The organism is Streptomyces viridosporus T7A (genome assembly GCF_008704515.1).
Lineage (GTDB): Bacteria > Actinomycetota > Actinomycetes > Streptomycetales > Streptomycetaceae > Streptomyces > Streptomyces viridosporus.
The window spans coordinates 4,410,189-4,435,071 of the sequence record NZ_CP023700.1 but is presented as its reverse complement, the minus strand read 5'-3'; the positions used below and the strand labels follow the sequence as shown (position 1 = coordinate 4,435,071).

The 24,883-nt window shown below is 72.4% G+C and carries 24 protein-coding genes and 1 pseudogene; 13 read left to right on the top strand and 12 right to left on the bottom strand.

The genetic code is table 11. The annotated features are described in order from the left end of the window. The 5 genes from CP969_RS20580 (at position 1) to CP969_RS20560 (ending at position 3,949) form a co-directional block, all read left to right on the top strand. Complete coding sequence (locus tag CP969_RS20580; RefSeq protein ID WP_026085021.1) at positions 1-408, top strand: roadblock/LC7 domain-containing protein; 408 nt, start codon at positions 1-3, stop codon at positions 406-408. After that, a complete protein-coding gene (locus tag CP969_RS20575) occupies positions 405-770 on the top strand; it encodes a DUF742 domain-containing protein (protein WP_004985604.1) in 366 nt (121 codons plus the stop codon). Before CP969_RS20580 ends, CP969_RS20575 begins: the two co-directional genes overlap by 4 nt. Continuing rightward, positions 748-1,356 carry a GTP-binding protein gene (locus tag CP969_RS20570; protein ID WP_004985606.1) on the top strand — a complete coding sequence of 203 codons (609 nt, stop codon included), beginning with the start codon at positions 748-750 and terminating at the stop codon, positions 1,354-1,356. The genes CP969_RS20575 and CP969_RS20570 overlap by 23 nt, the downstream gene beginning before the upstream one ends. Continuing rightward, on the top strand, positions 1,353-2,627 hold the full coding sequence (locus CP969_RS20565) for a cytochrome P450 (RefSeq protein ID WP_004985607.1): 1,275 nt from the start codon (positions 1,353-1,355) through the stop codon (positions 2,625-2,627). The genes CP969_RS20570 and CP969_RS20565 overlap by 4 nt, the downstream gene beginning before the upstream one ends. Before the next feature lie 68 nt (positions 2,628-2,695). Next, positions 2,696-3,949 (top strand): cytochrome P450 family protein, encoded by a 1,254-nt coding sequence (locus CP969_RS20560; RefSeq protein WP_016825383.1) that lies wholly within the window; start codon positions 2,696-2,698, stop codon positions 3,947-3,949. A gap of 76 nt (positions 3,950-4,025) precedes the next feature. Here CP969_RS20560 and CP969_RS34460 read toward each other — a convergent pair whose 3' ends face one another. The 4 genes from CP969_RS34460 to CP969_RS20540 all read right to left on the bottom strand — a co-directional run bounded on the left by CP969_RS34460 (position 4,026) and on the right by CP969_RS20540 (position 7,612). Beyond that, on the bottom strand, positions 4,026-4,337 hold the full coding sequence (locus tag CP969_RS34460; protein ID WP_016825384.1) for a hypothetical protein: 312 nt from the start codon (positions 4,335-4,337) through the stop codon (positions 4,026-4,028). A gap of 20 nt (positions 4,338-4,357) precedes the next feature. Continuing rightward, the gene (locus CP969_RS20550; protein ID WP_016825385.1) at positions 4,358-6,259 is read right to left on the bottom strand and encodes a thiamine pyrophosphate-binding protein; all 1,902 of its coding nucleotides are present in this window, start codon (positions 6,257-6,259) and stop codon (positions 4,358-4,360) included. Continuing rightward, positions 6,256-6,546 carry an FAD-dependent oxidoreductase gene (locus CP969_RS34635; protein WP_026085022.1) on the bottom strand — a complete coding sequence of 97 codons (291 nt, stop codon included), beginning with the start codon at positions 6,544-6,546 and terminating at the stop codon, positions 6,256-6,258. The genes CP969_RS20550 and CP969_RS34635 overlap by 4 nt, the downstream gene beginning before the upstream one ends. 334 nt (positions 6,547-6,880) lie before the next feature. Next, complete coding sequence (locus tag CP969_RS20540) at positions 6,881-7,612, bottom strand: flavodoxin family protein (protein WP_004985621.1); 732 nt, start codon at positions 7,610-7,612, stop codon at positions 6,881-6,883. Positions 7,613-7,750: 138 nt separating this feature from the next. Here CP969_RS20540 and CP969_RS20535 point away from each other — a divergent pair. After that, positions 7,751-8,044, top strand: a pseudogene (locus tag CP969_RS20535) (NAD-dependent epimerase/dehydratase family protein); the annotation flags it as partial. A 379-nt stretch (positions 8,045-8,423) separates the two neighbouring features. Here CP969_RS20535 and CP969_RS20530 read toward each other — a convergent pair. Together CP969_RS20530 and CP969_RS20525 are read right to left on the bottom strand one after the other, a co-directional pair. Next, positions 8,424-9,812: a DUF5933 domain-containing protein gene (locus CP969_RS20530; protein WP_171817483.1), complete on the bottom strand. Its 1,389-nt coding sequence runs from the start codon at positions 9,810-9,812 to the stop codon at positions 8,424-8,426. 823 nt (positions 9,813-10,635) lie between these two features. Further along, positions 10,636-11,376, bottom strand: a complete 741-nt coding sequence (locus tag CP969_RS20525; RefSeq protein ID WP_026085024.1) for a DUF4232 domain-containing protein — start codon at positions 11,374-11,376, stop codon at positions 10,636-10,638. Between the two features lie 214 nt (positions 11,377-11,590). On the opposite strand from CP969_RS20525, the gene CP969_RS20520 reads away from it, so the two are divergent. The 3 genes from CP969_RS20520 to CP969_RS20510 all read left to right on the top strand — a co-directional run bounded on the left by CP969_RS20520 (position 11,591) and on the right by CP969_RS20510 (position 15,677). After that, positions 11,591-13,015 carry a helix-turn-helix domain-containing protein gene (locus CP969_RS20520; protein ID WP_004985633.1) on the top strand — a complete coding sequence of 475 codons (1,425 nt, stop codon included), beginning with the start codon at positions 11,591-11,593 and terminating at the stop codon, positions 13,013-13,015. Between the two features lie 308 nt (positions 13,016-13,323). Next, positions 13,324-14,127, top strand: coding sequence for a hypothetical protein (locus CP969_RS20515; protein ID WP_016825391.1), 804 nt, complete (start codon positions 13,324-13,326; stop codon positions 14,125-14,127). Then, positions 14,124-15,677, top strand: coding sequence for a serine/threonine-protein kinase (locus CP969_RS20510; protein WP_016825392.1), 1,554 nt, complete (start codon positions 14,124-14,126; stop codon positions 15,675-15,677). The genes CP969_RS20515 and CP969_RS20510 overlap by 4 nt, the downstream gene beginning before the upstream one ends. Before the next feature lie 124 nt (positions 15,678-15,801). On the opposite strand, the gene CP969_RS20505 is transcribed toward CP969_RS20510, so the two are convergent. Together CP969_RS20505 and CP969_RS20500 are read right to left on the bottom strand one after the other, a co-directional pair. Then, positions 15,802-16,272: a hypothetical protein gene (locus CP969_RS20505; RefSeq protein ID WP_016825393.1), complete on the bottom strand. Its 471-nt coding sequence runs from the start codon at positions 16,270-16,272 to the stop codon at positions 15,802-15,804. Positions 16,273-16,385: 113 nt separating this feature from the next. Further along, a complete protein-coding gene (locus CP969_RS20500; RefSeq protein ID WP_016825394.1) occupies positions 16,386-17,351 on the bottom strand; it encodes a hypothetical protein in 966 nt (321 codons plus the stop codon). A gap of 322 nt (positions 17,352-17,673) precedes the next feature. Here CP969_RS20500 and CP969_RS20495 point away from each other — a divergent pair, with 322 nt between their 5' ends. Continuing rightward, on the top strand, positions 17,674-18,258 hold the full coding sequence (locus CP969_RS20495; protein WP_016825395.1) for a TerD family protein: 585 nt from the start codon (positions 17,674-17,676) through the stop codon (positions 18,256-18,258). Between the two features lie 214 nt (positions 18,259-18,472). Here CP969_RS20495 and CP969_RS20490 read toward each other — a convergent pair whose 3' ends face one another. After that, positions 18,473-19,240, bottom strand: coding sequence for a hypothetical protein (locus CP969_RS20490; protein WP_016825396.1), 768 nt, complete (start codon positions 19,238-19,240; stop codon positions 18,473-18,475). Positions 19,241-19,445: 205 nt separating this feature from the next. Continuing rightward, on the bottom strand, positions 19,446-20,414 hold the full coding sequence (locus CP969_RS20485; protein WP_004985648.1) for a LysR family transcriptional regulator: 969 nt from the start codon (positions 20,412-20,414) through the stop codon (positions 19,446-19,448). Positions 20,415-20,473: 59 nt separating this feature from the next. Between CP969_RS20485 and CP969_RS20480 the strand changes: the two genes are divergently transcribed. Further along, entirely contained in the window at positions 20,474-21,421 is a 948-nt protein-coding gene (locus tag CP969_RS20480) for a serine hydrolase (protein ID WP_016825398.1), read from the top strand. 83 nt (positions 21,422-21,504) lie between these two features. After that, positions 21,505-22,572 carry an MBL fold metallo-hydrolase gene (locus CP969_RS20475; RefSeq protein ID WP_016825399.1) on the top strand — a complete coding sequence of 356 codons (1,068 nt, stop codon included), beginning with the start codon at positions 21,505-21,507 and terminating at the stop codon, positions 22,570-22,572. Between the two features lie 9 nt (positions 22,573-22,581). Here the strand turns inward: CP969_RS20475 and CP969_RS20470 are convergent, their stop codons facing one another. Continuing rightward, positions 22,582-23,322, bottom strand: coding sequence for an SDR family oxidoreductase (locus tag CP969_RS20470; RefSeq protein ID WP_016825400.1), 741 nt, complete (start codon positions 23,320-23,322; stop codon positions 22,582-22,584). A gap of 207 nt (positions 23,323-23,529) precedes the next feature. On the opposite strand from CP969_RS20470, the gene CP969_RS20465 reads away from it, so the two are divergent. Beyond that, positions 23,530-24,300, top strand: a complete 771-nt coding sequence (locus CP969_RS20465; protein ID WP_016825401.1) for a TetR/AcrR family transcriptional regulator — start codon at positions 23,530-23,532, stop codon at positions 24,298-24,300. 106 nt (positions 24,301-24,406) lie between these two features. Here CP969_RS20465 and CP969_RS20460 read toward each other — a convergent pair whose 3' ends face one another. Next, positions 24,407-24,727 carry an SCO4225 family membrane protein gene (locus tag CP969_RS20460; RefSeq protein WP_004985658.1) on the bottom strand — a complete coding sequence of 107 codons (321 nt, stop codon included), beginning with the start codon at positions 24,725-24,727 and terminating at the stop codon, positions 24,407-24,409. Positions 24,728-24,883: the final 156 nt, after the last annotated feature.

The following is a 24,883-nucleotide window of genomic DNA, read 5'->3' as shown; positions in this document are numbered from 1 at the left end:
ATGAATTACGTGGAGAACCCCGAGCAGCGCGGCTGGATGATCTCCGAGGTCACCGCGGTGCCCGGCGTACGGCTGGCGATCGTCTTCAGTTCCGACGGTCTGCTGCTGGCCAACTCGGAGGGCGTGGACCGTGACCTGGCCGACCGGCTGTCGGCGAGCTGTTCGGGTCTGCAGTCGCTCGGCCGTGGTCTCGGGCGGGAGTTCGGTGAGGACGGCGGCGCCGTGCACCAGCAGATGGTGGAGTTCAACGGGGGCTTCCTGTTCATGCGCAGCGCCAGCGGCGCGCACCTCGCCGTGGTGACGGGGCCGGTGGTCGACCCCAAGCTCGTCGCGCGGCAGATGCAGGCGCAGGTGATGAAGATCGGTGCGCGCAACCTCAGCAGCCCGCCGCGCCAGGGCTCCGCGTGAGCGGGTCGGGAGCGGGCTTCACGAACGGCGCATTACGCCCGTACGTGATCACCAAGGGTCGCTCCCGGCCCTCCCGCAACACCATCGGCGTCGAAACACTCCTGGTCGCGGCCGACCCTCCGCGGGCCCTCCCCCTCTCCGCCACCAGGGAGGAGATCGCCCTCGTCCGGATGTGCTCGCAGCTCCTGTCGCTGGTGGAGGCCGCCGCCCATCTCCAACTGCCCGTCAGTCTGGTGAAGGTGCTGGCGTCCGACCTCGTCGACAGTGGGCACCTGTCCGCGCGCTCCGGTGTTCCACGGGCCGCACAGCCCGACAAGCAACTGCTACAGGAGGTACTGGATGGTCTCCGTCGGCTCCGCTGACCGTTATTTGCCCGACACGGTGCAGCAGGCCGTCAAGATCCTCGTCATGGGCGCGTTCGGCGTGGGCAAGACGACGCTCGTCGGGTCCGTCAGCGAGATCGAACCGCTGCGCACCGAGGAGGTCATGACGGAAGCGAGCGTGGGCGTCGACGAACTGGCCGGCCTGGAAGGCAAGACGACCACCACCGTCGCCATGGACTTCGGCCGTGTCACGCTCAGCTCCCGACTGGTCATGTACTTGTTCGGGACCCCGGGACAGCGGCGGTTCTGGGACCTGTGGGAGGGGTTGGCCGAGGGCGCGCTGGGGGTGCTCGTGCTGATCGACACCCGCCGGCTGGAGGACAGCTTCGACGTCCTGGAGCAACTGGAGGTCCGGGGACTTCCGTTCGCGGTGGCGATCAACCAGTTCCCGGACAGCGAGCTGTACTCCGAGGAGGAGCTGCGCGGCGCGCTCGACCTGCTGCCGGAGACACCCATCGTGACCTGCGACGCCCGCCAGCGGACCTCATCGGTCGATGCCCTGATCACCCTGGTGCAGCACGTGTCGGGCATGGGTGCGGCACGGCCCGCGGGGGCCGCCTCGTGAGCATGCCGCCACCGCCGGGGTGCCCGGCGCACGCGCACCACGGCACCGGCCCGGTTCCGCTCGCCGCCGTGGTCGGGTCCCCCGATCCGCGTGCGGTGTACCGCGAGCTCCGCGAGAAGTGGGGCAGCGTCGCGCAGGTCGAGCTGGAGCCGGGGGTTTCCGCCTGGCTGGTGATGGGGTACCGGGAGATGCTGACCATCACCCGGCAGGAGCAGCTGTACTCCCGCGACGCCCGCAACTGGCGCGACCTCAACGAGGGGATCGTCTCGCCCCATTCGGGACTCCTGCCGATGATGGGCTGGCGCGCCAACGTCATCGGGGCCGACGGCCCCGAGCACCGGCGCCTGCGCAAGCCCCTCGACGACGGCATCGCGCGGATGGACCAGCGCAGGGTACGGCGCGAGGTGGAGGCGCTGTGCACGGAGCTGATCGCGGCGTTCTCCGAACGCGGCAGCGCCGACCTGGTCAACGAGTACGCCACGATCGTCCCGATGCTCTCCCTCGCCTCGCTGTTCGGCCTGGACAGTGTGGAGGGCCGCGAACTGCTCGACGCGCTCATCGCCCTGTTCGGCAGCGCGGACGACTCCCAGGCGGGCAACCGCACCTTCGAGCAGATCCTCCTCGACACGGTGCGCGAGCGCCGGCGGAACCCGACCGACGACATGACGACGGTCTTCATCAACCACCCGAACCTGCGCAACGAGGCGGAGCGGCTGCAGTCGATCGTCGTGATGATCTCCGCGGGCAACGAGACGGTCACGGCGTGGATCTCCCACACCCTCCGCCTCATGCTCACGGACCCGCGGTTCGCCGCCCGGCTGCACGGCGGACAGCTCGGCGTGGACGACGCCCTCGACGAGGCGCTGTGGCGCGATCCGCCCATGAACAACATGCCCGCCCGGTACGCGCTGCACGACACCGAGCTGGGGGGCCGGCCCATCCGCCGCGGCGACTGCCTCATCCTCGGGCTCGCCGCCGCGAACGACGATCCGGAGGTCCGGCAGGACGGTCCGGACGAGGGGTGGGGCAACCGCTCGCACCTGGCCTTCTCCGCGGGCCCGCACATGTGTCCCGCGCAGGTGCCCGCACGGCTGATCACCCGTACCGCGGTGCAGACCGCTCTGCACCTGCTGCCGGACATGAGGCTCGCCGTTCCCGCGGACGAGCTGACCTGGCGCCCCTCCCCCTGGACCAGGGTGCCGGTGGCCCTGCCCACGGTGTTCTCCGCAGCCCGCGTACCGGCCCGCGTGCCCACCGGCGCGGGGGCGTGAATCCCGAACCCCCGCATCCGAAAAGACCCCCGCACGACGGCGGGTCCTGAGACAAGGAGCAGCCCAGCATGACGTCGTCCACGAACTCCTCCGCCGAGGGGCGCGTACCGGTCATCACTCTGGATCCGCACGGAAAGGACCACCACGGCGAGGCCGCCAGGCTCCGCGAGCTGGGCCCCGTGGTCCGGGTCCGGCTGCCCGGGGAGGTGATGGCCTGGTCGGTGACCGACCACGCCCTGCTGAACGACATGGTCACCGACGCTCGTTTCAGCAAGGACTGGCGCAACTGGAACGCCATCATCCGGGGTGAGATAGCGGACGGCTGGCCGCTCATCGGCATGGTGAAGGTCACCAACATGGTGACCGCGGACGGCCAGGAGCACCGCCGCCTGCGCAAACTCGTCACCCAGACGTTCACCCCGCGCCGGGTGCAGGAGCTGCGCCCCCGCATCCAGCAGATCGTGGGGCAGTTGCTGGACGACCTGCCGTCGCGCGCCGCGGCCGACGGCAGCGTCGACCTCCGCCGGCACTTCGCGCACCCCGTGCCCATGCAGGTCATCTGCGAACTGTTCGGGGTGCCGGCCGACGAGCGTCCTCGTCTGCAGGAGCTGATGGACAACATCTTCCGCTCCGACCTGCAGCCCGAGGAGGTCCAAGCGAGCCAGATCGAGCAGTACGAGCTGCTGGCGCGGGTGGTCGAGGGCCGTAGGCGCGAGCCGGGCGACGACCTCACCAGCGCGCTGATCGCGGCCCGTGCCGCCGACCCGGACGCGCTGAGCGAGGAGGAGCTGGTCGGCACGCTGCTGCTCATGCTCTCGGCGGGGCAGGAAACCACGCTGAGCCTGATCACCAACGCGGTCCGCGCGCTGCTGACCCATCCCGACCAGCGGGAGATCGCCGTACGCGGGGACGCGGACACCTGGGCGAAGGTGGTGGAGGAGACGCTGCGCTGGGACGCCCCAATCGGCAACTTCCCCTTCCGCTACCCCCTGGAGGACGTCGAGATCGCCGGAGTGCGCATCCCGAAGGGCGAGGCGATCATGGCCCCGTTCAGCGCCGTCGGACGGGACACGGCCCAGCACGGCGAGGACGCCGACCGCTTCGACATCACCCGGGAGCAGCGCAAGCACCTGGCCTTCAGCAACGGCCCGCACTTCTGCCTCGGCGCACCACTGGCGCGCCTGGAGGCGGCAGTGGCCCTTCCCGCGGTGTTCGAGCGGTACCCGGATCTGTCGCTGGCCGTCGATCCGGACGACCTCGTGCCGGTGCCGTCCCTGTTCTCGAACAGCTCCTCGACGCTGCCGGTGCGGCTCGGGGGCTGAGCCGCCGTGCGGCCCGGCGGACGGGGGGTTCCGCCGGGCCGCCCGTGCGGGCACGGGGTCGGCGGCACGGGTGAGGTCAGCGCCTGCCGGTGGACCCGACGCCGGTCTCCGCGTCCGGGTGCTCCGGTTCGCCGGCCGTGAAGTCCCGGTCGAACGGCGGGGCCTGGTCCGTCCACCGCATCGCCGTGAAGGTGAGGTAGCCGGTGAGCTCCCCCGGCCGGTGTCCGTCGTGGGCCGAGGTCGCGTACGACTCCTCCGAGAGCGGCAGTCCGGGGTCGCGCAGGACGTCGCGGGCCACGCCGAGCAGCCACGGCAGCGGCGGCTGGGGGATGTCGCCGATACGGCGCCGGGCCACGGTGAAGGTCTCGCTCACCACCTCGTCCGCCACCTGGCCACCCCTCCGGCCCGTCAGGCCGTCGCGGTGGGCCTCGGCACCTTGTACGCCATCGCTCGCGGGTAGTCGTGCCGGCTCAGGCGGACGCGGACCAGCAGCGGTCCGGCGTTGACCGGGTCGGCCGGGTCGGCGAGGCGGGCCAGCAGGGCGTCCATCTCGGAGGTGTCCGCGACGACGACCCCGTTCGCCGGGGTGTTCTCGCCGGTGAAGACGGCCGCGAGGCGGTCGTAGTGCCACGGGTGGAGGACGTTGTAGAAGTCCGGGTCGGCCGGGTCGGTGGAACCGTCCGGGCCGATGGAGCCGTCCGGGCCGATGGAGCTGTCCGAGCCGGTGGGGTCCGGCCCGGTGTAGTAGGACGGGCGGACCAGCATCTGCTCGATGCCGTAGAAGTGCCCGTTGTCCATGACGAACACCACCGACCGCAGTCCGAGCCGGGTGTGGGTGGAGATCTCCTGGCAGGTCTCCTGGAAGGCGCCGTCGCCGACGAACACCATCGGGCGGGCGTGCGTGCGCTCGGGGGCGAGCGCGGCGCCGGTGGCCGCGCCGACCGACCAGCCGATGGACAGCCAGCTGACCTGCGACAGGAACCCGCCCTCGGGCAGGGACAGGTTCATCGAGCCGATGAGGGAGAAGGCGGCGTCGGAGACGACCGTCCAGTCCTCCCGGGTCTCGTGGCCCAGGAAGTGGTTGATCCGGTCGAACACGCCGTCGTAGGTGAGCCGTTCGACGTGCCGGGACGAACCCGGGACGACGTGGAGCGAGGCTCGGTGGTGCTCCAGGCCGGCGGGGCGGTGCCCGGGTGCGCCGTGGTGCTCGTGGGCCTCCGCGTAGTAGTCGGCGGCCAGCCCTCCGGAGCCGTAGTCCTTCACCAGCGCGTCCTGGAGGGCGGGCAGCAGTTGTTCGAGCCGGACGTCGGGGAAGTAGGAAGTGCCGACGCTGACGCCGCCGTTCGCGGCCATCACCCAGTCGCCGCCGACGCACTGCTCGCCGCCGAGGTTCTTCGAGGTGGACCAGGCGCCGAGCCCGATCCGGCAGGTGGCCCAGTCCTTGAAGACCCAGCGCACGTCCGGGTGGCTGGCGTGGCCGTTGTAGACGCCGTGGAACTGCGGCTGGTCCTCGTCGACGACGGCCTTGGCGCCGACGGTGGTGCAGAACGGCACTCCGGTGGCCTCCACCAGATCGGTGAGCTGCCCGCCGAGGCGGAAGCGGTCGATCTCCTCCCCGGCCCACACGATCGGGCGGGGCCTGCCGTCCGGGCCGGGGTGCTCCTCGATCAGGGTGAGGATCGCGTTCACGGCGTTGTCCAGCATGGTCTGGTGGCGTGCGCCGAACGGCCGCTCGCGGCGGAGGATCGGCCCTTCGGGCCCGGCGCAGGGCTCGTCCCACAGGTCCTCCATGACCTCCAGGTAGACCGGCCCGTGCGCGGAGAGGCACGCGGTGAGCGCGGCGTCGATCTGGCCGGGGGCGCGGCCCGGGTTGGAGATGACCTGGGCGTCCACGGTGACCTGCCGGTAGACGTCCAGGTTGCTCTCCGGACGGGGGCTCATGTGTGAGGTGAGCATGCCGAGGGCGCGGTAGTTCTGCCACTGCTCGTAGGGCGGGGAGGCGTTGACGGCGACGAGCGGGACCTGTTCGACGTAGGCGCCGCCGCAGGCGTTGAGCAGGTTGAACGCGCCGACGCCGTAGGTGACCGCGGCCGCGCCGACGCCGTGGATGCGGGCATAGGCGTCGGCGGCCTGGCCCGCGCCGCCCTCGGTGGGGGTGCCGACCCACTCGATGCCGCCCTCGGCCCGCAGGGCGGTCAGGAACGGGCCGAGGTGGTTGCCGGGGACGCCGAACAGGTGGGTGATGCCCAGCTCGGCCAGGCGCAGGGCGAGGTAACGGGCGACCGTGCACCCGGGGACGATCGCGGTCACGGACGCTCCTCCTCGCCCGGGCCCGGCGTGGTCACCGGCGGGGCCTGGTGGACGGCGACGGCGGCGCGGACGGCGCTCTCCGGGGCGCCCTCGATCCAGGCGCCCTCGAGGGAGGTGTGCTTGAGGGAGGCATGCTCGCCGGCGAAGTGCACGGGGCCTTCGGGCCGGGAGACGTCCAGGTGGAAGCCGGTCATCCGGCGCGCGGTGCAAAGGGGTTCGCGGGCAAGCTCGAGACAGGTCTGCCAGCGTGCACGGGTGGCCGAGTTTTCCCGTGGAATGTCGGTCATGGTTTTCGATCGTAGGGATGGGGAAACGGTTTTCCGTTTTCCCCTGGAGGTAAAGTCCAAAAAACACCGACCGCACCGCTTGGCGAAAATTCGACTTTCTCGGACCCCTCTCGACGGACGGTAGATCCACCAGGGACGGGTGAGGAAAGAGAAACGAAGCCGAATCGATAATTCACTGGGGGAGTGCAGAAATCCCGGCGCCTCCATGGTGGCGGTCCCGCCGTCCGGCCGGGCCGGAAAGGACGCCGGGACGGCGATTTTCCGCCCGGCCGTTCCGGGCCGCCGGGCGGATGACGAAGCCCTCGCGTCCGTCGGAGGGGGATCAGGGGAGGGATCAGCGGTGCTCGGGGTTGTCCGCACCCGGGCGGCAGCCGGCGTCCCACTGCGAGCGCTGGTTGCCGTGGGCGGGGATGCCTCCGGCGCGCTTCAGCAGGGCGGCGAGGTGCATCAGGTTCCAGGTCATGAAGGCGGTGTTGCGGTTGGTGAAGTCGTTCTCCGGGCCGCCCGAGCCCGGGTCGAGGTACGAGGGCCCGGGGCCGGCCGCACCGATCCAGCCGGCGTCCGCCTGGGGCGGGATCGTGTAGCCGAGGTGCTGGAGGCTGTAGAGGATGTTCATGGCGCAGTGCTTCACGCCGTCCTCGTTGCCGGTGACCAGACAGCCGCCGACGCGGCCGTAGTAGGCGTACTGCCCCTGGGGGTTGAGCAGCGAGGAGCAGGCGTAGAGACGCTCGATCACCTGCTTGGTGACGGAGCTGTTGTCACCCAGCCAGATCGGGCCGGCGAGCACGAGGATGTCGGCGGCCATCACCTTCTCGTACAGCCCGGGCCAGGCGTCGGTGGCGAAGCCGTGCTCGGTCATGTCCGGGTAGACGCCGGGTGCGATGTCGTGGTCCACGGCGCGGACCAGGTCCGTGGTCACGCCGGCGGCGTCCATGACGGCCCGGCTCCGGTCGATCAGGCCCTGGGTGTGGCTGAGCTGCGGGGACGGTTTGAGGGTGCAGTTGACGTAGAGGGCGGTCAGGTCGTCGTAGCGGTACGGGGTGCCGGTGGGGGGTGAGGTCGTCATGGGGGGCAGCCTCTCGCACGATTTCCGGTTCGCCCCGGTTCGACGCACCCGCGCCCGCCTCACCCGCACGCCGCACGGGGTCGTGGCACGCGGGCGCGGTCCCGTGGTGCGGCGCCGGTGCGGACCTAGCGTGACCGTGTGCGCGTACTGGTCACCGGCGGTGCCGGGTTCATCGGGTCCCATGTCGTCGCCGCGCTCCGGGAGCGCGGACACGAGCCGCTCGTGTTCGACGTGCGGGAGGACCCCGGCGCCGACGTGCGGGACCCGGCGGCCGTCGGCCGCGCCCTGTCCGGTGTGGACGCCGTGTGCCACCAGGCCGCGATGGTCGGGCTCGGCGACGGGGTCGCCGACGCGGCGGAGTACGTCTCGTGCGACGACCTGGGCACCGCCGTGCTGCTCGCCGCCATGGCGGAGGCCGGCGTCGGGACCCTCCCTCGGACTCCCGGCTCCGCTCCCGCAGGGGGAATCCCCGTGCGGGCTTGGCTCGCCGCCCAGGCCCTGCTCGCCCTGCTCCTCAACCATCTGCTGCTCACCGGGTGGTGACCGCTCCCGGGGAGGCGGAAGCCTGCCGGGGGCGGGCACCTCGCGGTCCTCGCTCCGCAGTCGGCGCAGCGCGTCGTGGACCAGCGCGAGGCGGCGGGCGTCGTCGATCCGGCCCGCCGCCTCGCCGGCGAAGTCCTCGACCGGGGGCGGGGGCGACTCCGCTGGTTCTGTGTGCCTCACCCTTCTTTGCTCCCTGCACGGGCAGGGGAGTTCCCGTGGCCCGCGCCACGCCCGCCGGGACACGGTCGGCCGTCCGGTGCCGCACGGATCAGATCGGCTCCGGCTCCGGTTCCGGTTCCGTCTGTGGGTGTGGGTGTGGGTGTGGTCGTGGTTGTCGTGTCGGTGCGGCCTTCGATTCCCACGCCGCGGTGGTCCGTACGTAGCCGTGGATCACGGAGGCCATCGCCAGCACGAGCAGGGGGCCGGCCACCCACGGGTGCTCGGCCATCTCCAACGGCAGGAAGCGGTAGGACAGCAGCAGCGCGGCGAAGACCGTCGCCCCGTGGGCGACCAGCCGGATCCCCGACCGGTCCCAGCCCCGGTCGAACGTCCGCAGAGCCGCCTCGACCGTGAGCACGAACACCACGCCGGCGATGAGGTCCACGCCGTAGTGGTAGCCGAACCCCAGCGTCGCGGCGAGCGTGGCGATCAGCCAGAACGTTCCTGCGTACCGCAGGACGCGTGGGCCCTTCCGGGTGTGGATGAAGATCGCGGCGGCCCACGCCGTGTGCAGGCTGGGCATGCAGTTCCGCGGGGTGATCCCGTCGAAGGGCATGGGGTGCGGGGGACCGATCGGCGGTGGCGTCCGCGGCCACAGGTCGGCCACCGCCCAGTGCTCGCTGGACGGGATCTCCGGCGCCCACAGGCTGACCGTCGCCCAGTGCGCGGTGCCGGTGCCGTAGGCGAAGAGCGGTCCGACCACCGGGAAGATCATGTAGAAGGCCGGCCCGAGGAGACCGATCACCAGGAAGGTGCGCACCAGGTGGTGGCTCGGGAAGCGGCGCTCGGCCGCCACGCCGCGCAGTTGGTACAGCGCGACGACGACCGCGGCCACCGCGAGCTGGCCGTAGACGACGTCGAGGACGTTGAAGCCGATGGAGCCGGTGGCCGTGACGACCCGGCCCACCAGCCACGACGGATTGCCCAGCGCGTGGTCGGCCGTCGCCACGTACTGGTCGAGCACCTCCGGGCGGGTCTTCGAGGTGATGAGCAGCCAGGTGTCGCCGGTCTTGCGACCGGCCACCAGCAGCAGGCCCAGTCCGACGCCCTTCAGCAGCAGGACACGTTCCCGGCCGGTGCGGCGGGTGACCGCGATGACCGCGTGGCCCAGGATCACCCACAACGCGCCGTTGCCGAAGGGGTGGCCGCCGGTCGTCTCGGCGTCCACCGCCCACCGGACCAGCGCGAAGACGATGTCGACACCGATCGCCGCGCCCGCCGCGATGAACCGTTGCCGCCAGGTGAGGACCACCATCGTCAACGCCAGGGCGGCGTACAGCAGGCCGCCCGACTTGGGGGCGGCCACCATCTCCCGCACCTGACTGGTGAGCGGCCCCGGCAGGCCGTAGCGCCGCGCGGCGAACTCCAGCGCGACGAGGAATCCGAGGGCCACGACACCCGCCACGGCCCAGAGTGCCCCCCGTGGTCGGCGCACCACGGAGGCGATGGTTCTTCGGTCTGTGCGCGGGGAGTCCCGCGGTGGTATGTATCTCAATTCCTGGCCGCTTTGTTAGTTTTTGTTCATGTCGGGACGGGCTTTGCTCGTCACCTTCCGGTCGGAACCGCTTTCCCCCGCGAAGGGCTGCCCGTCGAAGCAAGACGGACAGATCACAGCCCGGGTTGCGGCGGGTCCGTCGTCACGGGTGACGCCCGGGGGGGGACCCGCGGTGCAACAGCGGTGGCGGTGGGGTCAGGGGGTTCGTCCGGCGGACGTACGAGGACCCCTACGGGCCGACCGGGGCACAGGGCCGCCGGGTAAGGGGCGGCGGCCTCGTGGCGCCCGCCGCCGGGGCAGGTCCGGTCGAAGTGGGCACGGGTGCGAAGCGGTCGCTTCGCCCGCGATCCCGATGTGTCCCCCCAAGCCCCGAGACACCTCATCCCCCCTTGGTCCGCCCCCGCACGGCACCCGTGTCCCCGGTGCGCCCCGCAGAGCGGACAGCCACAGTCGACAGCCGTGCCCAAGACCCTCACGCTGAGCGAAGCACAGCGGATCTTCGCAGGTCAATAGCCGTGTGGGCGTGCAGCGCCGTCGCTTCCCGAACGGGGAGCACGAGTTCTGTTCTCGTCGTCCGTTCCATGTCCGTTCCATGGAGAAGGCCCGGGTCGAAAAAGACCCGGGCCTTCTTGCCGTCCGCCGTGACCATCCGCCGTGATCAGTGGTCGCGCACCGGATCCGCGGCGGGAGGATCGGCGGACGCCTGCGTCGCGGCCGTGGTCCCGGCCTTCCGCACCGTGGCGTCAGTGAGCGGTGGGCCGGTGCCTCACCAGGCCAGGGCGTCGGCCATGGTCGACTGCCAGTACGAGACGCCGATCGAGTCGTCCACGTACACGCCCTTCGCGGGGAGGGACGGGCGGGCGGCGCCCGCGCCGTCGTTGAAGGAGACCTCGAGGGACTTGGCCGTGTAGCCGTGGGAGCCGCTGCCGTCCGCGGCCGAGAGGAGGACGCCCGCATAGCCCGACTCGCCGGGGGCCAGCGTGACCACCGCCTGCGGCTTGGAGTCCTCGAAGGCCGGCGGGACGGACTGGGCCTCGCCGAACCGGACCGCCGGGTAGCCGATGAGGTTGCAGTTCTTCGAGCCGGTGTTGGTGACGGTGAGGAGGAGGTGGTTCAGGGGGCGGGAGACCTCCGTGGCGGTCATCCGGACGGAGGCGCTGGAGCAGGGGGCCGAGGCGGACGCCGGCTCCTTGGAGCGCGTGGAATCCGACGAGCCCGTGGAACCCGACGACCCCGTGGAACCCGTTGTGCCGCTCGAACCGGCCGTGCCGCCGGTGGAGTCCCCGGAGGCCCAGCCCGCCGGGTCGGTCTGTCCCGCCCCGGTGGGGGTTTCCCCGCTCGTCCCGGGCGAGGACGTGGGCGCCGACGCGGATGCGGAACCTGCCGGTGCCCCCTCGTCGTGGACGCCCTCTCCGTTGCTGCACGCCGTCAGCGTCAGCGCGGCGGCCGTGAGCGCGGCGGCGACGAACACGCGGGTGCGGCGGGTGCGGTGGGTGCGTGTGGACATGTGATCCCCCTTGGGCAGTACGTGTGGTGGCAGGCGCCGCTCGTCCGGTTGCCGGGAGCGGCGTGCTTGGATGGCCCAAGCTTGTGCAGTGATCCGTCCCGACCGCCACGACTGCCGGGGCATCCGGGACGCTGGAACGCTTACGGCGGCTCTGACCTGGGGGAATGACCACCCCCTGGAACGGGGATCCGGGACGTGGGGAGGGAACGGAACCATGGCGGGAGACGAATTCTCCGAGCTGTTGGGACGGTTGAAGGAACGGTCCGGGCTCAGTTACGGGGTGCTCGGAAAGCGGTTGCACACGAGTGCGTCCACGCTTCACCGGTACGTCAACGGGGACGCGGTGCCGACGGACTACGCGCCCGTGGAACGGTTCGCGCGGGTGTGCAGGGCGACGCCCGAGGAGCTGGTGGAACTGCACCGGCGGTGGGTGCTCGCGGACGCCCGGCGGAGGCAGAAGGCGGGCGGGGCCCCTGCGAAGGAGGAACCGCGGGCCCGGACAGCGGCGGAGGACGGAACCGGGACGGCGGAGACCGGAACGGGGACGGCGGAGACCGGGGCCAGGGCGGCGGAAGCCGAAACGGAGACGGCGGAGACCAGGACCGGGACGACGGAAACCGGAACCAGGACGGCGGAAGCCGAAACGGAGACGACGGAAGCCGAAGCGGCGGTCGGGGCCGGTGCCGGGGGTGAGCGGCGGTCCGGGGCGAAGGCCCCCGGGGCGCGGCGGCGCAGCGTCGTCGTCCTCGCCGGGGCCGCCGCTGTCGTGTCGACCGTGCTCGTGGCGAATCTCGTGCTCGGCGACGGCGATGACGCCCCGGGCGGGAAGCGGCCGGTGGGAGCTGCCTCCCGGCCCGTCGACTCCGCCGGCGAAAGCCCCGGCGCCTCCGAACCGGCCGACGCGAAGGGCGGATCGGCCTCGCCGTCCGCCTCGCACAGCGGCGGTCCCACGGCCTCCGCCTCCCCCTCCGCCTCCCGGAACGGTGCGGCCGGGGCGGCCCGGGGCGGCGGCTCCGAGGACAGGGCCACCGCGCCCACCGTCGCGGTCAACCCGTACAAGTGGGAAGGGCCGTGCAGCCAGCACTACCTGATCGACCGGAAGCCCGAGCAGGTGCCTCCGCCGCCGAGCGAGCCGGACGCGCGCGGGTGGGTCACCGCGCTGGGCGGGGTCGCCGGCGGGCAGCAGATGCTCGCGCTGACCGTGCAGGGCACCGGGAGGGCCACCGTCGTCCTGGAGGAACTGCACGTACGGGTGGTGGAGAAGAGCGCGCCCCTCGCCTGGAACGACTTCGTGATGGGCGTCGGGTGCGGTGGTGCGGTGGAGACGACGGCCTTCGGGGTGGACCTCGACGCCGGGCGGCCCGCGCTCTCCCCCAAGGCCGGTCAGCGCGACTTCCCCTACAAGGTGAGCGAGTCCGACCCCGAAGTCTTCCACGTCTTCGCGGACGCGCGGGCGCACCACGTGAGCTGGTACCTGGAACTGGCCTGGTCCAGCGGCGACCAACGGGGCACCGTGCGCATCGACGACAACGGCAAGCCCTTCCGGACGAGCGGGAACACGGGACGGCCCGCGTACACCCATCCGCTCGGCGCCTTCGAGTGGGGACGCGATGAGGTGAACCCCGACGTTCCCGGCTGAGGACCCAGCAGGCCCCCCTGCAGCGACCGCCGGGGGATCGGCGAGAGCCGAGTCAGGGATTACCGATCGGTCCTTTGTCCGTTTGTCCGCTGTCGGTCCGACGATGTGGATGACGGCACCGCTGCGGCGGCGTGGGCGGAACAGGACTACGGGGTGAGCGGATAACGATTCCACAACAGGCGCCGGTGCGTGGCGGCGGTGAAGCACTCTGTCAGGTGCACGGCTGAAGCACGTACGGCTCCTGTTCCGGGCGCGCGAACACCGGTCAGGCATCCATCGGAAGCAGAACGAAGCGAACGGAGGATCGGTTGGAGACGGTGCTGATCCACTTACCCGCGTCGGCCGCGGACGGCCCCGGGCCCCGAACCCGCTCCCTGGCGCTGCTCCCCGGACAGAAGGCGCGCTTCGGCCGGGGCATTCCGGAATGCCCCGTGGACATCGCCCTACCGGATCCGGCGGTGCCCCGGCTGGCCGGGGAGATCCTGGCCGTCGACGTCTACTGGCAGCTGAGCAACCTCAGCGGCGGTTCCAGCCTGTTGGTGGAGAACCCCGAGGGCGCCGGTGAGTTCATCCGGGTCCCGCCCCGACGGCTGGCCGCCCCGATCCCGTTCGAGTTCAGCAGGGTGGTGCTGGCCACCCGCGGCGGCACCATCGGCTTCCAGGTCTTCGCCCCCCGCCACAGCCATCTGGAGGCGCCCGGGGAAACCGCGGAGCGGGGCTCCGTGACCACGACCCCCTTCGCCCTGGACCCCAACGCGACGTACTTCAAGGTGCTGGTGGCACTGTGCGAGCCGCGTCTGCGGGACGCCTCCACGGTGGGGGTCCCCTCCACGGCCAACGTCGTGGCCCGGCTGCAGCCGCATCCGGACCACCAGGGACTCAGCGCGACCGCCGTGGACTTCCACATCGACTACCTGGCCGGCACCAAGCTGCGGCTGCGTCCGCCCGGTTCGGGCGCCGTAGGGCTGAGCTGGAAGCGGGAGACGCTGGTGTCCACCGCGCTCCGGTTCGGGCTGGTCGGGGAGGAGCACCTGTCGCTGCTGCCTCCGCGAGGAGCCGCGGCGAGGGCACGGCGGGCGGGACGGACCGCAGTGGCGGAGGGCTCCGCATGACCGCCGGGACCACCGGGGACGACGGGACCACGGGGGCCGACAGGATCACGGGGACCGACGGGACCACGGGGGCCGATGGGACCACGGAAGCCGACGGGTCCACCGGGCCGCGCGACACCGGAGCGGGCGGCGACTGGGCGGTCACCGTACCGACGGGCTACCGGCTGGGACCCTGGGAAGTGGTCTCCCCTCTCGCCTCCGGCAACTGGGGCAGCGTCTACGCCGCACGGCGGAAGGTCCCCGACGAGGGCTCCGACGCGGGCTCCGGAGGCGAGCCGGCCGGGACACCACCGGCCGAGGTGGCCCTGAAGTTCGTGGCCACGACCGCACTGGGGCCGGGACGCTCCCGCCAGTGGCGGGAACTGGCCCGACGTGAGGCGGAGTTCAGCCGGAACACCGACCACGACCGGCTCATCCGGGTCCTGGACACCCTGGTGGTGGCCGACGAGGAACGGCCCGAACTGGACGGTGTCGTCGTCCTGGTCATGGAACGCGCCGCGGAAAGCCTGCAGGACCGGCTCGACGCGGCGCCGGGTTCCGGTCCGCTCGCGGGCGCCGCCCGGACGATCACGCAGATCTGCGAAGGCCTCGTCCACCTCCACGCGGAGGGCTGGGTGCACGGGGACCTCAAACCCGCCAATGTGCTGATCATGCCCGACGGCTCGGTCCGCCTGGCCGACTTCGGCCTGGTGTCCCGGCTGGACGGCACCCACGGATACGCGCCGCCCCTCGGATCGCCGGACTACCTGCCGCCGGAGCGCTGGCGGGACGGGCTCGGCGAGCGCGGGGTCCCGGTGCGTCCCACGGCCGACATCTGGGCGCTGGGCGTCACCGCGCACCAGATCCTCACCGGGGGGTCCTTCCCCTTCGCCGGTGCCACCGCCGGGGCACGCACGGCGGTGGCCCAGGAATACGCCTCCGGAAGAGCGCCGCTGCGCCTGCACCCCGGTCTCGACGACGCCTGGCGGGACTTCGTCACCCGGTGCCTCGCCCCCGACCACGCGAGCCGTTCCTCGGTCACCGCCGACCAACTGCTGGCCCTGGCCGCCACGTTGCCCGACACGGGGGCCCCGCACCGGCGCACTCGGCCCGGGTGGTTCGCCGTCTCCACGGTGGCGGCCGCCGTGCTGGCCGCCGGAACCGCCGGAGGCTGGTGGTGGTCCTCCGGACGGGAGGGGGGCGACCCCTCGAGAGCCGGCCCCACGGCGCGGATCACCGTCTACAACATCGAGGCGCCGTGCCGGAAGCAGACCGAGCGGCTGCGCGCCTGCAGCATGGGCCTGGCCCTGGACCCGTACAAGAAGTACCAGGCGGGCAATGTCTCCGAGCGGCGGATATGGCACGGGGACGTGCTGCAGGCCCACTGCGTGGTGTACGACGGGGACCGGGTCGCCGACGAGACCGGTGTGGGCACCACGCGCTGGTACCGGGTGCGGGTCGCCGAGGAGCCGTCCGGATACGCCTGGTTCCCGGCCGTCCGCACCAGACAGGAACCGACCTCGCTGCCCCGGTGCGGGGAGAGCGCCAGGCCGACCGGCAGCAGCACCTGAGTGACCGGCCGCGGCGGACCCGGGCGAGGGCGCCGGTCCGGGGCGGGGACGACGTTCCTGTGCCCCGTCCCCGTACATACGGGGACGGGGCACAGGAACACAGCGCCGCTCCGGACGCGTCGGGTCAGGTCATGAACCTGCCTCCGCAGTAGGACTCGGGCACCCACCGGTGCGAGCTGATGGCGTCGTTGATGACGTGACCGCTGGTGAAGTAGTCGTCGGTCAGGTTGCTGGCGTAGAACTCGCTCCTCTTGAGGCAGCTGTACCCGCCCGTCCAGCCGGTGCCCGTTCCGTTGAAGAACTGGACCGCGTGCCAGGACGTGTCGGTCGTCCCCGCGTTCAGGACCGAGCTCGCCCTGTTGGTGTCACTGCCCTGGAAGGCCCCCTGGGTGTTGCCCCAGTTCGAGTCGTCGCCCGGCGTCCGGCCCAGGAGGGTGCCACCACAGTTGGCGTGCTCGTAGGCGGCCATGCTGCCTGCCGGCAGGCTGTGCCAGGCGTTGTCGCACGCGGTGGCCGCGTTCGCGGTACCGGTGGGGACGAGCACCCCGAGTGCCGCGGCACCGAGAGCCGCGAGCGCGGCGATTGTCTTACGCATGTGTCCTCCTTGCGTCGTGTTGCGGACAGGAACGTCCCGCAGGATGTCGACTGCGGAAATCTGGAATTCACGGAAGGCGCCGGACGGCCGGCGCTTTCCGGCAGGAGCCTGGATCAAGCGCCGACGACGTCCTCGGCGCGATCCAATGCGGTCAGTCGCATGCGCTGAAAGGCAGCGATTTCTTCACCGTAGCGGCGGGTTTTCTGCGCACGGTATTCGTCTTCCAGCGCCCGGGCCGTGTCGGCGAGGGACGACTCCTCGGCGCACTCGGCCTCGTCCACCGCAAGGCCCACTTCCACGGCGTGGGCCGCGGCACCGCTCAATCCGTCGGTGAGGAGGTCAAGTTCCGCGCGGATCTCGAACGGGTCGGAGTAATTCCTGCCTCTGCCGTCCATGCACCGCGACCACGCCGCGAGCGCTTTCGTGAAGCGCTTGTCCGCGGTGAGGGCCGGGACATACAGAGGGGTGAGGTTCGTGGCGATCTTCTCGACGCGGAACCAGGTCTTGAAGTCGCCGTAGAGCCGGCCCTTCGCCCTGGCGTGGCAGCTGTCGCGAGGTGTCCTGACGGTACCGCCCCCCGGCAGCGCGACCGACAGCATGCCGCTGGACGGCGTGCCGTCGAGCACGGCCCGGTAGCGGGCCCGCTCCTCCTGCGTCAGCGAGTTCGCGTAAGTGCCGTTCGGGCCGTTGCGCCGGGCCTCCTCGGCGTCCCGCCTGAAACGCCCGCCGTAGCCGTGTTCCTTCGCCCAGTCGACGTCGTCGAGTACGAACACCGAGCCCTTTCGGCTCTCGACGCTCTCCACCTCCGTCACCCAGAACCGGAAGCCGGCTTTCTCCATGCACTCCTCGACGAGCAGCTGTTCGGCCTTTTCGACCAGGACCTCCTCGGCCGCGGTCAGTTCCCGCAACCGCTCCTCGGGCCGGACCGCGTCACGCTTCTCCGAAGAGGTGGCCGCCCCGCAGCCGGCCATGCCGACGACTGCGATCAACGTCGCGCCCATGACCGTCGCACCGAGCACGTCCCTGACGGCTGAAGAACGGTCGCCGGACCACATGATCCCCCCTCGCATGTTCCTCACGGTCGCCTCCTCCAGGCGCGGCCCGGTTCCCCCGTTGGTCCGATCGCCCGGGTCCGCACCGGTGGTGCGTCCTCGAGCGGGACATTAGGGGCGGCGCGGCGGCCCCGGGTACCTGCGAGGTCGCAGGGTCCTCCCCGGGCCCCCGAGTGAGCCCGGGGTTCCGCGGTCGCGTGCCGGCGGCCCCCGGGCATTCCCCGCACAGCGGGCACGCCGTGCCCGACCGGGACGGTTCGTGCGCGCCCCGGGAGACCCGCCAGGTCGGACATCCGGGGTGCCAGGCACACTCTGGGGTGTATTTCCGTCGACGGAGGATGACTCACGCATGATCACGCTCACCAAGGAAGACGGCCCGGCAGATCTGGACGGAGTGACCCACCTGTCCATCGGTGTCTCCTGGGACCCCACCGCCGGCAGCAGCGGCGGGGTGCTGGGCAAGCTGCGCCGCAAGACCGGCACCGACCTCGACCTGATCGCCATCGCCATGCAGGGCGGGGACCCGGTGCGCCTCGCCGGCCTCGACTCGCTCGACCCCATGGGCAACGGCTCGTTGCTCCACAGCGGCGACAACCAGACCGGTCACGGGGACGGGGACGACGAGACGGTGACCGTCGAGTTCGCGCGGCTCCCGTCCGCCATCACGTCGATCGTGTTCGTCGCCGCCGCCTACAAGAAGGGCAGTGCCTTCCAGAAGGCCCGCAACATCAGCTTCAAGGTCTACGACGCGACCGGGGGGAGCTCCCAGCAGGTCGCCGACATCTGGCCCAGCCTGCTCACCCAGGACAACGCCTGCGCCGTGGCCAAGGCGATACGGGTGGGCACCACGTGGAAGCTGGAGGTGATCAACGAGACGGGGAAGCTCAAGCAGGGCGACGAGCACGCCCTGATGCGTTTCGCCGTCAGCAAGTAGTGCGGGGACGACGGGGCGGACAGCCGCCGCGGACGGGCCGGACTCCCGCCGCGCACGCGCGGGAGCCGTCCCGTCGCCCTCGACGTCGTCCGCCCCTCCCCCGGCGGCACCGTCCTCCCCGCCCTCACCGGCGACGACAACGCCGCGCAGGCGGAGACCACCGGGAGCGTCCCGGGCGAGAGCCCCGAAGGGCCGCCGACGTACGAGGGGCACGTCACCGCGTGGGAACGCCCCGCGACGCACCGCCCCGCGACGCACCGCCCCGCGGGCGCGCGGTCGCGGCCTGGTACAGGGCGATTCCCGCGAAGACCACGAAGGCGGCACCGCACACGAGCACGCCGGTCCGCTCCTCCCTGAGGAGGTCCAACTCGCCGTCGGGGTACGTGCAGGTGACGGACGGCGGGAAGACGGTGGTGCCGGTGTCCAGGACGTCGATCCGGGTGAGCTTGGTCTCCGGGGGGACCGTCTTCGCGTGCAGGCACGCGTCGTGGAGGTCGGAGCGGGAGAGTTCCAGCATCGGATCGACACCGGTCGCCCAGATCAGGGCAGCCACCACCGGTGACCACATCGCACCGGCCCGTACCTCACGGGAGACCCGCGACCGCCTCCTCAGCAGGAGGACGGAGAGGGCCGTGACCGCGGCGGCGAGGCCCGCCCACATCACCCACACGCTCAGGGCGGTGGCGTGCGACGACCCGTAGGCGGTCCAGTGGCAGGCGACGTCGGGCGGGAAGGCGTCCACGGTCACGCGCACCAGGGGGAAGTCGTCGTCGAGGGTCCGCCGGCCGCACACCTCCGCGGGAGCGGTGAAGGCGAACCCGTACGCCACGGCGCCCGCGTACCCCACCGCCGCCGTACCGAGACCGATCACCACCCAGCGGGCCGGACGGGACGGACGGCGTCCGATCGTCCACAGCTTGTACGGGATGATCATGACCGCGAGCAGGCAGACGGTGATCAGCTGCGTGCCGAACCCCAGCATGCTCACGCACTCCCCTCGTAGGACGACGCGTCCACGCGACCGGCGGAGACGGCCGGTCGCTCCGGCGAGGCCCCTGACCGGCCACGGCCGGCGGACGGGGATGCCGGCCCCCTCCCCTCCCGTCGTGGTCCCACGGGCGAGGACGATCACCAGGGCCCGGAGGTTGCACGGTCCGGCCCCGCCGTCCGCCGCTCCGGTCACGGCACTAGCCGTAGACCACCGACCAAGGGCGCGGGGGATCGTCCGGGAGCCGGGGGACGCCCTCGCGTCCCGGGGTCGCCGTGCGGTCGCGGGCGAGGACGTCGGCCGCGAGTTCCGCGAAGCGGCGGGCGGCCGGGTGGGCCCCGCGGCCGACGGGCCAGGCGCCGCCGATGCGCAGGGCGAGGGGGCGGCCGGCCAGGGGCCGCCAGGCGACGCGGGGTTCCTTGCGGGCCACCGGTCCCTGGTCGAAGGCGACTCCGTGGCCCGCCGTCACGAGGGCGAGCAGGAACTCGGGGTTGGACGCGTGCCGGAGGCGGCCGGGCACGAAACCCCCGGCGCGGCACACGTCGAGGATCCGGTCGTACCGGCCGGGTGCGTGGGTCCGAGGGAAGAGCACCAGGTCGTGGCCCGAGAGATCACCGAGCGCCACCTCCGGCAGCCGGGCCAGCGGCGAGGTGCGGGGCAGGACGACACCCAGGTCCAGGGAGACCTCGGGGCCGAGGTGCAGTGCGGTGGCGTCGACGGGATGGTGCACGAGTCCGACGTCCAGGCCGCCGGAGGAGAGCAGCCGCACCTGCTCCTCGGTGGTGACCTCCTGCAGGTCGACGGAGAGTCCCGGGGTCCGCTCCGCGCAGGCGGTCAGCAGCGCGGACAGCACGGCGGCCGTGGTGTCGGGCGGTACCCCCGCGCGGAGCGTGCCGAGGCCGCCGGCGGCGGCGCGGCGGGCCAGTGTGCGCAGCCGCTCCTCCCGGGCGAGGAGTTCGTGGGCCTCCTCCAGCAGGGCCGCCCCGGCGGCGCTCAGCCGGACGCCGCGCTGCGAGCGGTCGAACAGTTCCGCGCCGAGCTCCTTCTCCAGCCTGCGGATCGCCTGGCTGAGCGGCGGTTGCGCCATGCCCAGCCGCTCGGCGGCCCGGCTGAAGTGCAGCTCGTCGGCCACGGCGACGAAGAGGCGCAGGTGGCGCAAGAGATCCACGGTCAGGATCGTACGGGTGAGCGGAAGGCTCGGAAGACATCGACAGCAAGGAGGAAGCAGTGGTCGAGGAACGGATCCGGCGGGTCTTCGCCGGTGCGGGCGCCGAGGGACAGCTGCACGCCGTCCCCGTCTCCGTCCCCGCCCCCGTCCACGGGCGCGCGGGGGGCGCCGGGGAGGCCGGTGCGCAGCCGGGGGTCCGCGAGGTCGCCGTGGGCGCCGACGACCCCGTGGTGATCGCCTCGATCTTCAAGGTGCTGCTGGTGCTGGAGTTCGCCCGGCAGGTCGTCGCCGGCCAGCTCGACCCCCGGGAGCGGGTGCGGGTGACCGCGGCCGACCGGCTCGGCGGCTGGGGGACCGCCGGCTGTCTGGACGACGTCGAGCTGTCGCTGCGCGACCTGGCCCACTTCGCGATGTCGGTCAGCGACAACACGGCGGCCGACCTGCTGCTGGCCCGCGTCGGCCCGGACACCGTACGGCTGCTCGCGCGGGAACTCGGGCTGGAACGGACCCGGATCGTGGGCGGCCCGCGGGACCTGCTGGAGTCGATGCTCGCGGAGGTCGGGGCGCGCGACGAGCGCGAGTTCGCCGTCCGCTACCCCGCCCTGCCGGACGACCGCAAGAGGCGGCTGGCCGTGCTGGACCCCCGCCACACCACGGCGAGCACGCCCCGTGAGATCACCCGGCTGCTCCGGCTCGTCTGGAGCGACGCCGCCGGGCCGCCGGAAGCGTGCGCGTTCGTACGCGACCTGATGATCCGCCAGGTCTTCCGCCACCGGCTGGCGTCGGGCTTCCCGGACGACGTCGCGGTCGCGGCCAAGACCGGGACCCTGCCGGGTCTGCACATGGAGGCGGGCGTCGCCCGCTACCCCGACGGCGCGTGCTACGCGATCGCCGTCTTCGCCCGCACCCGCGACCTGGCCGTCTCGCGCGCCACGGTGGACGCCGCGATCGGCAGGGCCGCCGGAATCGCGGTCGGCTCCCTCCGCGGAGGCGGCGACGGCCGGTGACCGGGGCGGATATGCGTTCGCGTATCACCGGAGCCCGGTTCCGGTCTTGGACAGGGCAGTTCGCGCCCTGATCTCCTGACGCCATGACCCAGGAATCACCTGTCACGGACCGGTCGGGCGCACCCTCCCACCGCGGGTTCGACCGGCGCACGGTGCTGCGCGGCGCCGCGCTCGGCGCGGCCTCCCCGCTGATCCCGGCCACGGCCGCCACGGCCGCCACCACCGCGGCCACCACCTCGGCCGGGGCCGGCGGGGGGCGCGGCCCGGCCGCCGGTGCGGTGTCGTTCCGCTGGCTCGGCACCGCCGGCTGGCGTATCGACGTGGGCGACCGGACCGTGCTCTTCGACCCGTACCTCACCCGCTTCCCCACGGGCCTGTTCGACGGCGTCTTCGACCCGCGGACCCCCTTGCGGACCCGGCCGGAGGCCGTGGACGCGCACATCGGCCGCCCCGAACTCGTCCTGGTCAGCCACTCCCACTGGGACCACCTCGCCGACGTGCCCCACATCGCCCGGACCACCGGCGCGCGCGTCGTCGGTACCGAGACCACGTACCACCTGCTGGTCGCCCTGGGAGTGGACGCGGGACAGATCTCCGTGGTGAAGGGCGGTGAGGTGCTGGACTTCGACGGGATCGTCGTCGAGGTCGTGCCGAGCCTGCACAGCCGCAACAAGAAGTGCTCCTACTTCGCCCCGGGCACGCTGAACGCCCCGCCCGCGACGGCCCCGGGCACCATCGCGGACCTGCCCGAGGGCGACACCCTCGCCTTCCGGATGACCGCCGGGGCGGACGGCCCGTCGGCGTTCCTCATGGGGGCCAGCGACTTCTCCGAGCGGGCGGTGCGGGGCCTGCGCCCCGACCTCGCGATGATCGCCGTGCCGGCCGGCACCGCCACCCACCGCTACGTGCCCCGGCTGCTGCGTGCGCTGGACCACCCCCGCGTGGCCGTCCCCGTCCACTGGGACAACTTCGAAGTCCCCTTGGCCGGTTCCCCCGAACGGGACCCGGCCATGGACCTGGACGCGTTCCTCGCCCAGGTCGCGCAGGCGTCCCCGGCCACGCGCGTCGTCGTTCCGGACTACCGCACGGTGTACGACGGCGACATGCGCTCCGCGGGAACGGTGCGGCCGGACGGGAGGAGGGTGCGGTAAGGGGGAGCGTCAGGCCAGGCCTCCGTTGGCGTACAGCACCTGGCCGTTGATCCAGCGCGCCGGTCCGGCCAGGAACGCGACGGTCTCGGCGATGTCCTCGGGCGTGCCCAGGCGCTCCAGCGGGGCCGCCCGGGACAACTGGTCGACCGTGGCCCGGTCCTTGCCCTCCAGGAACAGGGGCGTGGCGGTGGGGCCGGGTGCCACGGCGTTCACGGTGATGTCCTTGCCGCGCAGTTCACGGGCCAGGATCAGCGTCATCGCCTCGACCGCGCCCTTGCTCGCCGCGTAGGCGCCGTACGTCGGGAACTGCAGGCGGGTGACCGAGGTCGAGAAGTTGATGACGGCGCCGCCGGCGCGTACCCGCCGGGCCGCCTGCTGGGAGACCACGAAGGTGCCGCGGATGTTGGTGCGGTGCATCCGGTCGAGGTCGTCCAGGTCCAGGGTGGCGATCGGCGACAGCAGCATGATGCCCGCCGTGTTGACGACGACGTCGAGGCCGCCGAACACGCGCTCCACGGTGTCGAACGCCTCCACCATGGCGTGCTCGTCGGCGACGTCACCGCCGACCGCGATCGCCCGGCCGCCCGCCGCGGTGACCGCGGCGACCGTCTCGTCGGCGCGGGTCTTGTTGCCGGCGTAGTGCACGCCGACGGCGATGCCGTCCCCGGCGAGGCGCTCGACGACGGCACGGCCGATGCCGCCGGAGCCTCCGGTGACCAGGGCGACCCGGGTGGGGGTGGTGTCGGTCATGGTGATCCGTCCTTCGGCGAGAGGGAGTTGCGGGTCGGGTTCGGGTCCGGCGTTCGCCGCCGAGGGCGAGGAGGAGAAGAGGGAGGGGGAGGAGGTGAGTGGGAGGGGAGGAGGAAGGAGACAGCCCGATTGTCATATCGGTGCTCACCGAGCTGATGCATCAACGCTAACACATCACCGATGCATCGCAAGTGTTATCGTCGCTCCATGGCGACGGTGGACACGAAGACGGCGCAGCCGCGCGAGCGGATCCTGCGGGCCGCGGCGGCCCTGCTCGCCGAGGGCGGGCGGGAGGCGGTGTCCACGCGCGCGGTCAGCGCGGCCGCCGGCGTGCAGGCGCAGACGATCTACCGGCACTTCGGCGACATGCAGGGGCTGCTCGACGAGGTGGCCCTGCAGGGGTACGCCACCTACCTGGCCGCCAAGCAGGCCCAGGACGAGGACGGCGATCCGGTGGCGCGGCTGCGGCGCGGCTGGGACCTGCACGTGGCGTTCGGACTGGCCCATCCCGCGCTCTACCGGCTGCTGTACACCGAGCCGCGGCCCGGCCGGCAGTTCGCGATCACGGGCGACGCCCAGCAGGTGCTGCTGCGCATCGTCGAGCGGGTGGCCAGGTCCGGGCGGCTGCGGACGGGCGTCGAGGCGGCCGCCGCGATGATCCACTCCTCGGGCATGGGGGTGACGCTCACCCTCATCGCCGCGCAGGCCGACGGCAGGCTCGCCGACTACGACGGCCTGTCCGAGAGCGTCCGGGAAGCCGTGCTGACCGCCGTGCTCACCCCGGTCGGCGGCACCGGCGCCCGGCCGGATGCCGGGGAGCGCCCCGCTGCCGTGCACGCCGTCGCCCTCAAGTCCCTGATGCGCGACGGGGTCCGGTCCCTGACCTCCGGGGAGCGCGCCCTGCTCTGCGAGTGGCTGGACCGCATCGCCACCGGGAGCGGTACGGAGACCGACGCCCGCAGCACCGGACCGGCGTAGGACTCCGGCCCTCTTCCCGCTCCCGGTCCTTGCGGTCGGTTCTTTCCGCGTAGGCCCCCTCGGGCGGTGCCGGGACGGGCGGGGCGGGGCGAGGAGCCGGTGGGGCTCAGGGGGCCGGGTCCGGGCGGCCGCCGCGGCGCAGCGCACGGGCGCACCAGCCGATGACCGCGGCGTTGACCAGTGCCCCGACGACGACGGCGACGATGACCGACGCGAGGCCCCCCGGCAGCAGGAGCAGCAACAGGCTGACCGGGGCGGTGGCGAGCAGCGGGATAACGCCCGCCATGGACTCGCCCGTGTCGTCGAGGGCGCTCGCCACGAGCGCCCACACGAGCAGGGCGGCGCAGAGCGCGAGGTAGACGAGGGAGAAGACGTCGCCGAGCACGTGGCGCAGGCGGCGGGGGAAGGACCGGCCGGAATCGGTCATGGCGGTGGGCTCCTCGGTCTGGTGGTCGGGGTCGGCGTGGTGGTTCCGGTGGTTCCGGTGGTGGTGCTGACCGTGTCGGCCGTACTGGCCGTACTGACCTTGCCGGCCGTGGTGCGGGGCACCGGAAGGATCGAAGGTGCCGGAGAGGTGGGGCGG

Coding starts and splice junctions, on each gene's coding strand:
- CP969_RS20490 (WP_016825396.1), bottom strand. CDS start 19,240: ATGCTGGGGTTCGGCACGCAGCTGATCACCGTCTGCCTGCTCGCGGTC.
- CP969_RS20470 (WP_016825400.1), bottom strand. CDS start 23,322: ATGACCGACACCACCCCCACCCGGGTCGCCCTGGTCACCGGAGGCTCC.
- CP969_RS34635 (WP_026085022.1), bottom strand. CDS start 6,546: ATGACCGACATTCCACGGGAAAACTCGGCCACCCGTGCACGCTGGCAG.
- CP969_RS20495 (WP_016825395.1), top strand. CDS start 17,674: ATGATCACGCTCACCAAGGAAGACGGCCCGGCAGATCTGGACGGAGTG.
- CP969_RS20510 (WP_016825392.1), top strand. CDS start 14,124: ATGACCGCCGGGACCACCGGGGACGACGGGACCACGGGGGCCGACAGG.
- CP969_RS20505 (WP_016825393.1), bottom strand. CDS start 16,272: ATGCGTAAGACAATCGCCGCGCTCGCGGCTCTCGGTGCCGCGGCACTC.
- CP969_RS20540 (WP_004985621.1), bottom strand. CDS start 7,612: ATGACGACCTCACCCCCCACCGGCACCCCGTACCGCTACGACGACCTG.
- CP969_RS20520 (WP_004985633.1), top strand. CDS start 11,591: ATGGCGGGAGACGAATTCTCCGAGCTGTTGGGACGGTTGAAGGAACGG.
- CP969_RS20580 (WP_026085021.1), top strand. CDS start 1: ATGAATTACGTGGAGAACCCCGAGCAGCGCGGCTGGATGATCTCCGAG.
- CP969_RS20560 (WP_016825383.1), top strand. CDS start 2,696: ATGACGTCGTCCACGAACTCCTCCGCCGAGGGGCGCGTACCGGTCATC.
- CP969_RS20570 (WP_004985606.1), top strand. CDS start 748: ATGGTCTCCGTCGGCTCCGCTGACCGTTATTTGCCCGACACGGTGCAG.
- CP969_RS20460 (WP_004985658.1), bottom strand. CDS start 24,727: ATGACCGATTCCGGCCGGTCCTTCCCCCGCCGCCTGCGCCACGTGCTC.
- CP969_RS20525 (WP_026085024.1), bottom strand. CDS start 11,376: ATGTCCACACGCACCCACCGCACCCGCCGCACCCGCGTGTTCGTCGCC.
- CP969_RS20465 (WP_016825401.1), top strand. CDS start 23,530: ATGGCGACGGTGGACACGAAGACGGCGCAGCCGCGCGAGCGGATCCTG.
- CP969_RS20475 (WP_016825399.1), top strand. CDS start 21,505: ATGACCCAGGAATCACCTGTCACGGACCGGTCGGGCGCACCCTCCCAC.